Origin of the sequence: Pseudomonas sp. SWRI99 (assembly GCF_014270125.1) — a bacterium.
Classification (GTDB): Bacteria; Pseudomonadota; Gammaproteobacteria; order Pseudomonadales; family Pseudomonadaceae; genus Aquipseudomonas; species Aquipseudomonas hamedanensis.
The window spans coordinates 36020-50968 of sequence record NZ_JABWQR010000002.1; the positions used below are offsets into that span (position 1 = coordinate 36020).

A 14949-nucleotide genomic window follows, 5' to 3' on the forward strand; every position below is an offset into this window, starting at 1 on the left:
ACCTCAGCCGTTGGGCCCTACTGTCGCAACGATGGTCACTTGCTTGTTGTCCGGTATTTCCTGGTAGGCCAGCACATGCAGTCCGGGGACGGCGAGGCGGCCAAAACGCGAGAGCATCGCGCGTATCGGGCCGGCGACCAACAGGATCACCGGCTGCCCTTGCATTTCCTGACGCTGCGCCGCTTCGATGAGCGAACGTTGCAGCTTCTCGGCCATGCTTGGCTCCAGCAGAACGCCCTCTTCCGAGCCTTGTCCTGCCTTCTGCAGACTATTGAGCAATATCTGTTCCAACCTTGGTTCCAATGTGATCACAGGCAGCTCGGACTCAGTGCCTACAATGCTTTGGACGATGGCGCGGGATACGCCAACCCGTACAGCGGCCACCAACGCGGCGGTATCTTGACTCTTGGCGGCGTTGTTGGCGATGGCTTCCGCGATGCTGCGAATGTCGCGCACCGGCACGTGTTCGGCGAGCAGCGCTTGCAGGACTTTGAGCAACTGCGACAGCGAGACCACGCCTGGCACCAGCTCTTCAGCCAGTTTCGGCGAGCTTTTGGCCAGCAACTGCATGAGTTGCTGCACTTCTTCGTGGCCGATCAGCTCACTGGAGTGTTTGTACAAAATCTGGTTCAAGTGGGTCGCGACCACGGTGCTGGCGTCGACCACGGTGTAGCCGAGCGATTGCGCCTGGGCGCGCTGGCTGATTTCGATCCACACCGCCTCCAGGCCGAAAGCCGGATCTTTGGCGTTGATGCCGTTGAGCGTGCCGTAGACCTGCCCCGGGTTAATCGCCAGTTCGCGGTCCGGATAGATCTCGGCTTCGGCCAGGATCACACCCATCAGCGTCAGGCGATAGGCGCTTGGCGCCAGGTCGAGGTTGTCGCGGATGTGCACGGTCGGCATCAGGAAGCCCAGATCCTGCGAGAGCTTCTTGCGCACGCCCTTGATCCGCGCCAGCAATTGCCCGCCCTGATTGCGATCGACCAGCGGAATCAGGCGATAGCCGACTTCCAGGCCGATCATGTCGATCGGCGTCACGTCATCCCAGCCCAGCTCTTTGGTTTCCATGGCGCGGGCCGGCGATGGCAGCAGCTCCTGCTGACGCTTGACCTCTTCCAGCGCAACGACCTTGGCGACGTTCTGCTTTTTCCAGAACAGGTATGCACCACCGGCAGCCAGCGCAGCCATGCTCAGGAAGGAAAAGTGTGGCATGCCCGGCACAAGGCCCATCACCGCCATCAAACCAGCCGCCACCGCCAGCGCTTTGGGCGAGGCGAACATTTGGCGGTTGATCTGTTTGCCCATGTCTTCCGAGCCGGAAGCACGGGTCACCATGATCGCTGCCGCTGTTGATAACAACAGTGATGGCAATTGCGCCACTAAACCGTCACCGATGGTCAACAAGGCGTAAACCCGGCCGGCATCGCCGAAGGTCATGCCGTGCTGGAAGATACCAACGGCCATGCCGCCGATAAGGTTGATGAACAGAATCAACAGACCGGCGATGGCGTCACCACGGACGAACTTGCTGGCACCGTCCATCGAACCGTAGAACTCAGCCTCCTGGGCGACTTCCTGGCGACGGGACTTGGCCTGGTTCTGATCAATCAGACCGGCGTTGAGGTCGGCGTCGATCGCCATTTGTTTGCCGGGCATTGCATCGAGGGTGAAACGCGCGCTCACCTCGGAAATCCGCCCGGCGCCCTTGGTCACCACGACGAAGTTGATGATCATCAGAATCGCGAACACCACGATACCGACCACGTAGTTACCGCCGATCACCACCTCACCGAAGGCCTGAATCACCTTACCGGCGGCGGCGTGGCCGTCCTGACCGTGGAGCATTACCACGCGCGTAGACGCTACGTTCAGCGCCAGACGCATCAGCGTTGCCACCAGCAGAATCGTCGGGAACACGGCGAAATCCAGCGGCCGCAGGGCATAGACGCAGACCAGCAATACCACGATCGACAACGCAATGTTGAACGTGAAAAACACGTCCAGCAGGAACGGCGGGATCGGCAACATCATCATCGCCAACATGACCAACAGCAGCAACGGCACGCCCAGATTGCCCCGACTGAGGTCGGCAACGTTTGTGCGAGCAGTGTTGATTAACTGAGAGCGATCCACCGGTTTTCCCCGTTCCTTTAAAGCAAACTTTTGACGCCCCGAACGGGCGCAGGGCGGCTATTGCAAGAAGCCTTCCAACTTTTGCCGAGGAATGAAATAGCGAGGTTTTGCTTGGGATTATCTGCTGATTGGACTGGCCCCTTCGCGAGCAAGCCCGCTCCCACAGTCTGGAATGTATTTCAATCTGATATTTGGAATACGGTCCCCTGTGGGAGCGGGCTTGCTCGCGAAGAGGCCATCAGGTCCGACGCAATTTTTTGGTTTAAACGAAGCGGTTTAAAATACACCTCCAGACACGCCTTGCAGGCTACGAACCCTTGCGCCATTGCCTACAGCCAAGCCAGAATCCGCCGGCTTGTGCGCTTTGGGGTCGGGATCTATTGTGGATCGGTCGCTGACGAATCAGTGATCGGGTTTAGCGACTCGGACCATCTCAGTGCATCAGCGTTCGTGGCTTCGTTGTGGGACTTTTCGCCCGCAATTACGTTATGGCGGCTGTATGCGGGAGACCTTTGGGTCTACCGGGGTGCCTGTGACCGGTTCGCTAACCTGCGTACAGCTGCCACCTTCACTTGTTTAGCGACAGGGAAAGAGTGGCTCCATAACCTCAGGAGCTTCACCATGATCAAACCCACACCCAACCCACCCGAAACCGACCCCACCTCCCCCTACGAATCCCTCGATTCAAGAAAACTCCACCAAGCCGCCGACCGCGCCCTCGATCACTACCTCTGCCCGCCCGGCTCTACCCCGCCGCCTCGTAGCGGCCGCGCAATGTATGCCGTCACCGCCGACACCAAAAACGAAGACCTGCTGGCCAACGCCTGCGAAACCCTCGCCTGCGCCAAAACCATCGCCCAGGAATTCGCCGGGCTGGTCAAGCCATCGCAACGCCGGACACTGATGGGGATTGCGCAATTGATCATGCTCAGCGAGCTGGCGGTGAATCGGGTGCTGGATAATCTGGAGTTGCCGGGGTAATGCAGGCAGGCTGAGTTATTCGGGGTTCATGCCGGCCTCTTCGCGAGCAAGCTCGCTCCCACATTTGATCCTTGCAGGACACAAAACCTGCGGTCATTGAAGATCCCTGTGGGAGCGAGCCTGCTCGCGAAGGCTGACTGACAGGCAACACATCTTTCCAGACAGAAAAAACCCGCCGCCCCTAAAACCAGGACGGCGGGTTTTGTTGATTCGCCCAGCGGAACCATTCGTCCGAAACCCAACGACACCTGTCAGATGTGACAGGTGCGCAATCTGCAGTCATGCGCTCTGATGAGGCCAGTACTTACCCCCATCGCACAGGAGTCTCAATCATGGCCGCCTCAACCCCACCGGACAACACCGTTCTTGTCCTCAGCCCGCCAATCGTCAACGGTCACACTGCCCCCGTGGTAGGTGCCCACATCGGCGTGCCCTTGGTGGCCTATGACCTGGTCACTGACGGTGAAGGCGCGGTGGTCCTCGTCGATCCACCGTTGTCGGGCACCATGGATCCCGGCGATGTCATGGAGCTTTGGCTTGTGGGTGAGTCAGCTGTGCTGGACAGCGAAACCATTGTCGATCCGAACGTGCGCACTACGTTGCGCATTCCAAAAGGCCGACTGCATCCTGACAAGGTCAACAAGCTGTACTACACCATCAGACGCGGCAGCAGCAATATCGGCACCTCCGAACCACCCTTTGAAATGCTCTACAACCGCATCCGCCCTGGCCTGAAGGATCGCCTGACCGACCCCGGTGGCCACTCCGAACTCAAGCTGCTACTGCCCGACGAGATCAAGAATGGCGTCGGCCCGGACTTTGTCAGCGCCGACGTCTGCGTGGCCTACCCCTATTGCCGCGCGTACGACCTGATCACCCTCAAGTGCAACGGCGAACTGCTCGAACCCAAGCCCCGGGTCAATCCGAATCAGGCACCGCAACCGCCAAATCCCGGTGACGAAACGCCCATCACCATTTGCTTCACCATCACCCGCGCCTTTCTGGACCAGGCGAAACGGCTGGATCACAAACTGCATTTTTCCTACACCGTCACCGACCAGATCGGCAACGGCCCGGACACCGATGCCCCGTGGTCGCCGTTGCAGAGCGTGGATGAGGATCTGGACGGAGTCCTGCTGCCGATGCCGATTCTGCTGGAACGCAAAGAAGATTATCCCGGTGATGACACGAGCATCATTGATCTGGAAAGACTCGCGGGCAATCCTCTGTTAGTGGTCGTTCTGACAACCGATAACCGTTTTGTCGTGGGCTACGACGTTATCGCGACCTATACCGCGACGAACACGGGGCAACCTGCTGATGTGGTGGTGACAGTTGGCGGCAAAGTCGAAGCGGATCCGTTTGGAGCGAAACAAACCCTGTTTCTTGAGGTGCCCAACGACAAGGTCTTCGCTGACAGTACCGTCAATGTGATCTATGAACTGCGCAGGCCCAATGGCGATCTGGTGGGTAGTTCGAAACCCGCGAACGCCACGGTGACGGGACCCGCTCCGGTTGATCTGCTGCCGCCGAAAATCAAGGAAGCGCCGAACGACACCAGCCTGAATCCCGTGGACGCCCAGACCGGCCTCACGGCCTTGGTGGACTATGTGGGGATGCTGGCCGGAGACAAGATCACCGTGACCTGGACCGGCGCCCCCGGCACGCCTGCCGGCGGCTCGCACACCACCGCGCCGTGGCCGGTGACGACGGTCGGGGTGCAGGAGATCGCGCTAGTGAACTCGGTCATTGCCTTCAACCTCGGCAAACCGGTGACGGTGAGCTACACCGTGACCGGTGGCAGCAGTGAACCGGTACCATCGCAACTTCGTACCCTGGCGGTTGGGCGGCTGCCCGACAGCGCGTTGCGTGCACCCACCATCCTCCAAGCCGCCAACAATGGCGAAGGTCCGGAATTCGACGTGACCAGTCTTACCCAAAATGCCGTCATCCGGATCCTCAACTGGCCGCTGATTGCGCTGGGTCAGTATGTGTGGCTGCGCCTGCAGGGCACGAAGGCGGACAATACTGCCTGGAGCAAAACAGTGTTTCAGCCGCCGAGCGGGCAGACCAACCCTACCTGGATCGCCGCTGGCCGCTATGAGCACGCAACCGACAAGGCCGAGCTGCAAGAGTTGAAGGACGGCTCAAGCCTGACCCTGGAGTTCAAGGCCGCGCTGGGAGGCAGTCAGGTGGAAGCCGAAGCGGTGACCTTACCGGTGAGAACCTATATCGTGGCGCTCAAGCCTGTAATCACCTCAGTGAAGGACTCCAAAGACGTCGAGATTCCCAACGCAGGTTCCACCACCTACTACAGCGTGACACTGACCGGTACAGCGGAAAAAGGCCAGAGGGTGCAAGTGTTGGATGGTGACACGCCGAAAGGCGAGCCGACTGTAGACACGGCGACAGGGATCTGGGTATTGCCGGTATACGCCCTCAGTCCTGGACATCACAGTTTTACCGCCAAGGCGCTGTATGGCGCGGGACACACCTCTCAACCACCTCGGACCATTACGGTCGTTGACTACACCTCTTTTGATGGTGGGGATTGGAATGGGTGGCAGCCGGTTAGAACTCAGCTAGTAAATGAAGGGGGTAACTATTTTGTTCGCCTGATTCCGGACAAGGACTCATGGTTTGACGGGATAATTAAAGATTACAGCTACTTAGTAAACGGAAGTAGATACAAAATCAGTTTCAAATTCCGATCAAGCCACGCGGGACACAATATCCTTATATATGCTGGGTATAAAGCTGAGTATGTAGAAATAAGGCAGCCGACAATCGGATGGGAAAGTCACTCTGTGTCGATTACCTACGGTTTCGATGCATCGGGTTCACGGTATCACTTTAGATTTGCCTTTACTCCCGGTGTTGTGGAAGGCGCCTCATATGATTTAGATGATATAAGAATTGAACGCTTGGAATAGTATATAAATATTTATTATTGCTTGATTCTGTTGGCTTTAAAAACTGCATCTATTTTTAATGCTTTTATACAAAGCTGTTAGGCCTGAGCGGAAACCAGGGACAGGAAAACCAGGGACAGACCAATCGTGGTCTGTCGTTTCATGCTCCGGAAGGCGCACCAGGGTCTTATCGTTAAAACTAAGAAAAAGGGACACCCGTAGCCGGTCACGTCGTCAAGCAACGCTGACTTTATTCACGCTGGTGATTGATCCGTTCCAGATCATCTCGTAGTGGGCTGTTTGAATGACCGATAAGATGGGTCTGGGGGGCATCAGCGCCCAGCAGTAGTTGCCCTGCAGACGCACGGAGTTGTACCGTAAATAAGGCCATTATTCCAAGGCAGGAACGGTGCCCATGAGCACTTTCAATTCCCTTCTGTTTCCTCTGATCGAGCCCAATACTGACCTTGGACTTTTCGCGCTCTGGCCATTGTTTATTGCGGGCATGACCCGACCCGTGGTGGATGGCGACGGGGGCATCAACATTGCTGTGGTGAGCGACTATCCCGACGGCGTGCTGTGCGTCATCGATCCGTACATCGGCATGCAAGCCGGAGATCAGCACGCTATTTACTGGGGCGCACTGAAGATCTGGGACAAAGAGGTGGGGGCCGATGAAGTTGATAAACGCCTGTTTTTCTATCTGCCCACCGATCCGATCAAACCCGATCCTCTCGAGCCCGTTTGGGTCGAGGAAGTTTATTACCGGTTGACCCGCAAAGGCTCGACCACACCTGATGACCCTTCGGTGCCGTTGCGACCGCTGGTCAAGCTCGACGAGCCGGGTGGGTACGATAAATTTCCTCATCTGCCCGGTCACTCGGAGTTCAAACCGGTCATATTGCCAGACGATGTGATTCAGAACGGCGTCACCGCCGAATGGGCGGAAAAAGGTGTGCCGATGACCGTGCCGGTTTATCCCGGTATCTATTTGCGCGATGTCATTTATCTTTGGTGGGGCAGTGTCCGTCTTGCTCCTCATGTGGTGACCCAAAAGCAGGTCGATGGCGCCGACCCCATCATCATTGTCGCCGATCAGGAGGCGATTCTCGCCGGGGGGGACAGTAACGCGCTGACGGTGGAGTATGAGATGCGCGATGAGGTCTGGAACTGGTGCCAGAAGCGCTCTTTGAGCACCACGGTACTGGTCGATGCCGGCGCCTGGCGGCTGGAGCAGCCAATTATCAAGGAATCGATCAATGAGGTGATCGACCTGATCACGCTGGGCAAGGCCGATGCCACGGTACAGATTCATGTCCGCACGGACGATTTTGATATTGGCGATACCCTGGTGATGACCTGGATCGGTACGCCGTTTCAGGGCGAACAGTTGGTTCACCGTAGCCAGCCCACGCCAATCGACAATATTCCGAGCGTCCTTGAACTGATGGTGCCAAACGCCGATGTTCGCGCCATTGCCATGGGCAAGGCGGATGTTTCCTATGTGTTGACCAAAAAAGACGGCGGCCCGCCGCTGTCATCCAAACGCACCTTTGCCAATGTGGTCGGTGAAATCTTGCAGTCGGAAAAAGGGGACCGGAAAAAGGGGAAAAAGGGGACGGGGAAAAAGGGGACGGATTTATTTACCACTGGGAAAAAGGGGACGGATTTATTTACCACAACTTTTGCCGGGGAATGAAATAGCGAGGTTTTGCTTGGGATTATCTGCTGTTTGGACTGGCCTCTTCGCGAGCAAGCTCGCTCCCACATTTGATCCTTGCAGGACACAAAACCTGCGGTCATTGAAGATCCCTGTGGGAGCGAGCCTGCTCGAAGGCTGACTGACAGCCAATACAGCGTTCCAGAGTACGAAACCCACCTGCATATCAACCGCAGTGACGTTTCCTCAACATTACCGTCCATCGAAAATGTCTGCCTACCTGTAATTTATGACAGTAGACGAGGGGCAGCCAGGCAAGCCCAATGACGCTTCCAATCGCCAACGCTGGAGTGACGACATGAGCACCAACGTATCCGCCGTACACGCGTCTGACATTACTGCGATTCTGACAAAGCGCTTCTCTTCCATCGACTCGTTGAATCTCGGTGCCAGGCTTACTGGCTTGCTCGGATCAAGTCCATCAATACCCCGCCGTACCGATCCGGCCATTAAGGTCGAGACGTTAAAAACGACGACACCCGCCAATACGAAAATCAGCCTCATTCAAGGCATACAAGTCGTTTGTAATCGCAAGGCCACGCATCTTTATGTCAGCAGAGCTGAAAACACGATCAGCATGCTGGACATCGAAACGCTCGCCCCACGTCATACTTACGCGCTGGCGCATGCCAGTCCGTCCCCACAAGCATTCAGTCTTGATGACGGATTGGTATATATGAACGATCTTCACTCAGCCAGACTTTGGCTGATAGACACAGTCGCTCGACGGGTGTTTGAGGGAGCCCTAGTAGGCAAAGGGAGTTTTGATCTTTGCGTGACGCCCGATGCCAAATACCTTTTAAGCTGCGGCGGACTGGCCGAGGGACGTTTGCAGGTGATCGACGCCTGCGAACAACAATTGATCACCAGCGTCGCGACCGATATATATCCATACGCGGTGACCACACGTCACGATGGCGCTTACGCGTACGTTGTCTGCTGGACAGAAAGAGACGGAGCAGCATTTTCCACTGTCCAGGCGTTCGACACGGCGACATGGCAACTGGAAAAAAGCATCACTGTGCGAGGCACCGTATTCGACCTGGCAGCCCACCCGCGAAACCAACATCTTTATCTCATCAACTTCACACGCGATGAACTCACGGTCATAAACACGGCGTCCTATGCAATCGTAAAGACAATCGTTGTGGCGAACCTGCCGGAAACCCTGTGCATCAGCCCTGATGGAAAGCATCTTTACATCACCAGTTTCAGTTCAATCATTACGGTGATTGACACTGAGACATTTCAGGCAGTGGAGATCGACACCGAGAAAAACCGCCTGCACTCAATCACGGTCAGTCCGAAGTCCGGCGATATCTTCGTGACCTATATTGATTAACGATGACAGCGCGCAGACGATGAATCGGTACCGGATAATCCGGAGTTGCCGGGGTGATGACTCCCGCCGGGTGAGTTTATCGGCGTCAGGCTGACTCTTCGCGAGCAAGCTCGCTCCCACAGTTGATTGTTGCCCGACACAAAACCTGCGACCGCTGAAGATTTCCTGTGGGGGCAGTTGCAGCACCGATCACTTCGCGGTCAGTATCTGCTTGGGCGCAATATTGCCGAAGCCGAGTCCTTTGCGATCAATGTAGTGTGTCCCTCGCAGCAATTGCTGACCCTCAACATCAACCCAGTCCTCATCCATATACATAAGCACAACTTTGGTCACCGGCGCGCTGATCTCCGGCATCATCAGATCACTTTGCAGCAGGTTGAGCGCCCAATGAAACTGGATGATCGGCAAATCACCGATTTCAATCTGGCGCGTGGCATCCAGCAATCGGAAGTCTCTGCGTGCAGTGATGCGTAACTTGCCGCCGACCTCTTCAAACACCGGTTTGCCATAACGCACTTCCAAGTCAGCGCCGGTCGCCCATTGATCCATGTAATACCCGGAGAAGGCGAAGAGTTTGAACAAGGCCTGTTTGTCGCGGATAGTTCCCGCCGCATCGAACAGGTAGTTGTAGGAATAGTGGTAAGCGAGACCGTCCAGCTCGGGCCGAATGGCGTTGACCGGATTATCGAGATACCCCGGGATGTAGACGTTGGCCATCTGCACAAAACGGGTAAAGTCCAGATCCATGTCAAAGCTGGCTGAGTAACGGATAGACCTTTCCTTCGGACTTTCTTCCAACAACCCTGATACAAACTCCAGCGTCATGCCTTCAAGCTTGCGATAGATGCGCTCCGCCATGATCGTGCTCCATGTATTGCTGAGAAATTCCGCACTACATGTCATCGGCTTTCAGGGTAGGCGTCTACTGTCAGATCTAACAGGTAGCGCAGCCTTTCAGACAAACGGCACGTCAGGAATCGCGCCGCAAATCCGGCGGAATCGGCAAATCATCCTTCAGCGGATCCGGGCGTTTGCCCTTGCCAGCGCGGTGCTGGCGGATCTGGTAGACGTAGGCCAGCACCTGAGCAACCGCCAGGTACAGCCCGCCGGGAATTTCTTCGTCGAGTTCGGTGGAGTAGTAGATCGAACGCGCCAGCGCTGGCGACTCGAGGAGCATGACGTTGTTGGCGACGGCGATTTCACGAATCTTCAGCGCGAGAAAATCGCTGCCCTTGGCCAGCAGCATCGGTGCACCGCCCTTTTCGGCGTCGTACTTGAGCGCCACGGCGTAGTGGGTCGGGTTGGTGATGACCACGTCGGCATCAGGGATTGCCGCCATCATGCGCCGCTGGGACATTTCGCGCTGGGTCTGGCGGATGCGCTGTTTGACCTCTGGCCGACCTTCCTGATCCTTGTGCTCGTCGCGCACTTCCTGCTTGGTCATCTTGAGCTTTTTCATGCTCTCCCAGATCTGCACCGGCACGTCCACCGCGGCGATAATGATCAGGCCGCAGGCCAGCCACAGCGAACTCCAGCCGACCAGCACGACGCTGTGAATGATCGCCTGTTCCAGCGGTTCATGGGCGATCCGCAGCAGGTCATCGACGTCTGCCGACAACACCATCAAGGCCACCGACAGGGTGATCAGAAACTTGGCCAGCGCCTTGAGCAACTCAACCACGGCCTTGAACGAAAACATCCGCTTGAGGCCTGCCGCCGGGTTCATCCGGCTGAATTTGGGCGCCAGGGAGCTGGCGGCGAACAGCCATCCACCCAAAGAAATCGGCCCGATCAGCGCGGCCAGCAACAAGGTGATCATGATTGGCTGAATCGCCAGCAGCGCGATCAGGCCCGACTGCAACAAAAACCGGCCCATGGCGCCCTGATCCATGACCACTTCGCGCGATAACGTGAAGTTCAGGCGCATCAGGTCCATCAATTCTTCGGCGAGCATGCCGCCGAAGATCAGCAGCGCACCGGCACCGGCCATCATCACCGCAAGGGTGTTGAGCTCTTTGGAGCGGGCAATTTCACCCTTCTCACGGGAGTCCTTTTTTCGTTTCTCCGTGGGGTCTTCTGTTTTGTCCTGACCGCTTTCGCTCTCTGCCATGACTCAGCGCGCCCGTGCCAGTTCGCGTAGCAACTGCAAGGCCTCAGTGGCCAGCGGTTGATACTGGTTGAGAATGTCCGCCAGGCCGACCCAGACGATAAACAGCCCGAGCACCAGGGTCAGCGGAAAGCCGATGGAGAAAATGTTCAACTGCGGCGCCGCCCGGGTCATCACACCAAACGCGATGTTGACCACCAGCAGCGCGGTCACCGCCGGCAACACCAGCAACAGTGCGGCCCCCAGAATCCAGCCGAGCTTGCCGGCCAGTTCCCAGTAATGCGCGGTCATCAAGCCGCTGCCTACTGGCAGCGTGGTGAAGCTTTCGGTGAGGACTTCGAATACCACCAGATGGCCGTTCATCGACAGGAACAGCAACGTCACCAGCATGGTGAAGAACTGCCCGATTACCGCCACCGAGACGCCGTTGGCCGGGTCGACCATCGAGGCGAAGCCCATGCCCATCTGGATCGCGACAATCTGCCCGGCCACCGCGAACGCCTGGAAAAACAGTTGCAGGGAAAAGCCGAGCACGGCGCCGACCAGAATCTGCTCGGCAATCAGCAGCAAGCCGCTGAGATCAAGGGGGCTGACGGCCGGCATCGGCGGCAGCCCCGGGACAATCACCACGGTGATCGCCACGGCGAAATACAGGCGCACCCGCCGCGGAATCAGGGTCGTGCCAAATACCGGCATGACCATCAGCATCGACGCCACGCGAAACAGCGGCAGCATGAACGTCGCCACCCAGGTACTGATCTGGGTGTCGGTCAGCTGAAGCAGCGACTGCATGGCTTAGCCGATGACCAGCGGAATGTTTTTGTACAGGTCGATGATGTATTCCATGAACGTCTGCACGATCCACGGGCCACCGACGATCAGGGTCACCAGCATCACCAGCAGACGCGGCAGGAAGCTCAAGGTCTGTTCGTTGATCTGCGTGGCGGCCTGGAACATGGCGACCAGCAGACCGACCAGCAGGCTCGGCACCACCAAAATCGCGACCATCAACGTGGTCAGCCACAGCGCCTCGCGAAAGATATCGACCGCGACTTCCGGCGTCATGGCGAGACACCTCCAAAACTGCTGGCCAGCGTGCCGATGATCAACGCCCAGCCATCGACCAATACGAACAGCATGATTTTGAACGGCAGCGAGATGATCAGCGGCGAGAGCATCATCATACCCATGGCCATCAGCACGCTCGCCACGACCAGGTCGATGATCAGGAACGGGATGAAAATCATGAAGCCGATCTGGAACGCGGTTTTCAGCTCGGACGTGACAAACGCCGGCACCAGAATGGTCAGCGGCGCCTGATCAGGCGTGGCGATATCGGTACGCTTGGACAGACGCATGAACAGCTCAAGATCGCTGGTGCGGGTCTGCGCCAGCATGAAGTCCTTGATCGGGACCTGAGCCTTTTCAACAGCCTGCTGAGCGGTCAGGGTTTCCGCCAGGTACGGCTGCAACGCGTCTTTGTTCACCCGGTCGAACACCGGCGCCATGATGAACATCGTCAGGAACAGCGCCATGCCGGTGAGGATCTGGTTCGACGGCGTCTGTTGCAGGCCGAGGGCCTGTCGCAGGATCGAAAAGACAATAATGATCCGCGTGAAACTGGTCATCAGGATGACCGCCGCTGGAATGAAGCTCAGCGCGGTCATGATCAGCAGGATCTGCAGGCTGACCGAATACTCTTGCGCGCCGTCGGCGTTGGTGCCCAGCGTGATCGCCGGAATCGACAACGGATCGGCGGCGAACGCCAGTGGCGCGGCCAGCGACAGGGCCAGCGTCAGGACGATGCGGAGCGCAGCCATTACTTCTTATCCTTCTGATCCTTGCCGAGAATCTTCAGCAACTGCTGGGCGAATTCCGGCGTGGCTTTTTCGCTGTTATCGGGTACTTCGACCGGCTCTTTGAGCACATGCAGCGCCGTGATGGTTCCGGGACTCAGGCCGAGCAGAATCTGCTCGTTGCCGACCTGCACCAGCAGCAGGCGATCACGCGGGCCGAGCGCGCGCGAGCCGATCAGCTCGATCACCTGCCCCTTGCCCGCCGGCCCCGCCTGCTGGACCCGGCGCAGCAGCCAGGCGAGGAAGAAGATCAACCCCACCACCAGCAGCAAGCCGAACACCAGTTGCGTCAATTGCCCGGCCACGCCGCTGTTGACCATTGGCGCCGCCGCGACAGGCGCGGTGGCGGTGGCGCTCGGCTCGACGGCCAGCACGCTCAAGGGCAGTGCCAGCAGCGCCCAGAGAAACCGCTTCACTCAGCGCAGCTTCTTGATGCGTTCGCTTGGGCTGATCACGTCGGTCAGGCGGATGCCGAACTTCTCGTTGACCACCACCACTTCGCCGTGCGCGATCAGCGTGCCGTTGACCAGCACGTCGAGCGGCTCACCGGCCAGACGATCGAGTTCGATCACCGAACCCTGGTTCAGTTGCAGCAGGTTGCGGATGTTGATGTCGGTGCTGCCCACTTCCATGGAAATGGACACCGGAATGTCGAGGATCACGTCCAGGTTCGGACCGTCCAGCGTCACCGGATCGTGATTCTTCGGCACGCTGCCGAACTCTTCCATCGGCAGACGATTGGAGCTCGACACGCCGGCATCGGCGGCCAGCAGTGCATCGATGTCGGCCTGACCGGCGTCACCGGTCTCTTCCAGGGCAGCAGCCCATTCATCGGCCAGTGCCTGATCGTCCTGGGCGTTCATATCGTCGTTCATCATGTGTCCTCGGCGGGCAACAATTCAGTTAAATACGGGGGTGAAAACGCCGCCTCAGCGACGCTCGATCGGCTCGATCACCTGCAACGCGAGGTTGCCTTTGTGCGAGCCCATCTTGACCTTGAAGGCCGGTACGCCGTTGGCGCGCATGATCATGTCTTCCGGCATTTCCACCGGGATCACATCGCCCGGCTGCATGTGCAGGATGTCGCGCAGTTTCAACTGGCGGCGAGCCACGGTGGCGCCAATCGGCACGTCGACATCGAGCACGTCCTGACGCAGGGCGTTGACCCAGCGCTCGTCCTGATCGTCGAGGTCCGACTGGAAACCGGCGTCGAGCATCTCGCGCACTGGTTCGATCATCGAGTACGGCATGGTCACGTGCAAATCACCGCCACCGCCATCGAGTTCGATGTGGAAAGTCGATACGACAATGGCTTCGCTCGGGCCGACGATGTTGGCCATGGCCGGGTTCACTTCCGAGTTGATGTACTCGAAATTGACTTCCATGATCGCCTGCCAGGCTTCTTTCAGGTCGACAAACGCCTGCTCCAGCACCATGCGCACCACGCGCAGTTCGGTCGGGGTGAATTCACGCCCTTCGATCTTGGCGTGACGGCCGTCGCCACCGAAGAAGTTGTCCACCAGTTTGAACACCAGTTTGGCGTCGAGGATGAACAGCGCGGTGCCGCGCAGCGGTTTGATCTTGACCAGGTTGAGGCTGGTCGGCACGTACAGCGAGTGTACGTATTCGCCGAACTTCATCACCTGCACACCACCGACAGCAACGTCCGCCGAGCGGCGCAGCATGTTGAACATGCTGATGCGGGTGTAACGGGCAAAACGCTCGTTGATCATTTCCAGGGTCGGCATGCGTCCACGGACGATGCGATCCTGGCTGGTCAGGTCGTAGCTTTTGACACTGCCGGGTTCGGCAGCGTTATCGGTCTGTACCAGACCATCGTCGACGCCATGCAACAGCGCATCGATTTCATCTTGGGACAGCAGATCCTGCACGGCCAT

At 57.9% G+C, this 14949-nt stretch carries 13 protein-coding genes and 1 pseudogene; 4 read left to right on the forward strand and 10 right to left on the reverse strand.

From position 1 onward, the window contains the following. Positions 1-3: 3 nt before the first annotated feature. Positions 4-2133, reverse strand: a complete 2130-nt coding sequence (gene flhA / locus HU743_RS01800; protein ID WP_186552037.1) for a flagellar biosynthesis protein FlhA — start codon at positions 2131-2133, stop codon at positions 4-6. A gap of 621 nt (positions 2134-2754) precedes the next feature. On the opposite strand from flhA, the gene HU743_RS01805 reads away from it, so the two are divergent. Continuing rightward, a complete protein-coding gene (locus tag HU743_RS01805; RefSeq protein WP_186646503.1) occupies positions 2755-3114 on the forward strand; it encodes a hypothetical protein in 360 nt (119 codons plus the stop codon). 332 nt (positions 3115-3446) lie between these two features. Continuing rightward, a complete protein-coding gene (locus tag HU743_RS01810; protein ID WP_186646505.1) occupies positions 3447-6047 on the forward strand; it encodes a hypothetical protein in 2601 nt (866 codons plus the stop codon). 213 nt (positions 6048-6260) lie between these two features. Here HU743_RS01810 and HU743_RS27100 read toward each other — a convergent pair. Next, positions 6261-6413 (reverse strand): annotated as a pseudogene (locus HU743_RS27100) (RES domain-containing protein); the annotation flags it as partial. A gap of 28 nt (positions 6414-6441) precedes the next feature. Here HU743_RS27100 and HU743_RS01815 point away from each other — a divergent pair. After that, positions 6442-7725, forward strand: coding sequence for a hypothetical protein (locus HU743_RS01815; protein WP_186646507.1), 1284 nt, complete (start codon positions 6442-6444; stop codon positions 7723-7725). Positions 7726-8044: 319 nt separating this feature from the next. Then, positions 8045-9088 (forward strand): hypothetical protein, encoded by a 1044-nt coding sequence (locus HU743_RS01820; protein WP_186646508.1) that lies wholly within the window; start codon positions 8045-8047, stop codon positions 9086-9088. A 189-nt stretch (positions 9089-9277) separates the two neighbouring features. Here the strand turns inward: HU743_RS01820 and HU743_RS01825 are convergent, their stop codons facing one another. The 8 genes from HU743_RS01825 to fliM all read right to left on the reverse strand — a co-directional run bounded on the left by HU743_RS01825 (position 9278) and on the right by fliM (position 14949). Beyond that, positions 9278-9946, reverse strand: coding sequence for a hypothetical protein (locus tag HU743_RS01825; protein ID WP_186646510.1), 669 nt, complete (start codon positions 9944-9946; stop codon positions 9278-9280). Between the two features lie 112 nt (positions 9947-10058). Further along, a complete protein-coding gene (gene flhB, locus HU743_RS01830) occupies positions 10059-11198 on the reverse strand; it encodes a flagellar biosynthesis protein FlhB (protein WP_186550680.1) in 1140 nt (379 codons plus the stop codon). 3 nt (positions 11199-11201) lie between these two features. Continuing rightward, positions 11202-11987 (reverse strand): flagellar biosynthetic protein FliR, encoded by a 786-nt coding sequence (fliR, locus tag HU743_RS01835; protein WP_186550682.1) that lies wholly within the window; start codon positions 11985-11987, stop codon positions 11202-11204. Positions 11988-11990: 3 nt separating this feature from the next. Further along, a complete protein-coding gene (gene fliQ / locus HU743_RS01840) occupies positions 11991-12260 on the reverse strand; it encodes a flagellar biosynthesis protein FliQ (protein ID WP_186550684.1) in 270 nt (89 codons plus the stop codon). Next, entirely contained in the window at positions 12257-13015 is a 759-nt protein-coding gene (gene fliP, locus HU743_RS01845) for a flagellar type III secretion system pore protein FliP (protein WP_186646518.1), read from the reverse strand. The genes fliQ and fliP overlap by 4 nt, the downstream gene beginning before the upstream one ends. Continuing rightward, complete coding sequence (gene fliO, locus HU743_RS01850) at positions 13015-13467, reverse strand: flagellar biosynthetic protein FliO (protein ID WP_186550688.1); 453 nt, start codon at positions 13465-13467, stop codon at positions 13015-13017. Before fliO ends, fliP begins: the two co-directional genes overlap by 1 nt. Continuing rightward, on the reverse strand, positions 13468-13929 hold the full coding sequence (gene fliN, locus HU743_RS01855) for a flagellar motor switch protein FliN (RefSeq protein ID WP_186550690.1): 462 nt from the start codon (positions 13927-13929) through the stop codon (positions 13468-13470). Between the two features lie 51 nt (positions 13930-13980). Beyond that, on the reverse strand, positions 13981-14949 hold the full coding sequence (gene fliM, locus HU743_RS01860; protein WP_003222890.1) for a flagellar motor switch protein FliM: 969 nt from the start codon (positions 14947-14949) through the stop codon (positions 13981-13983).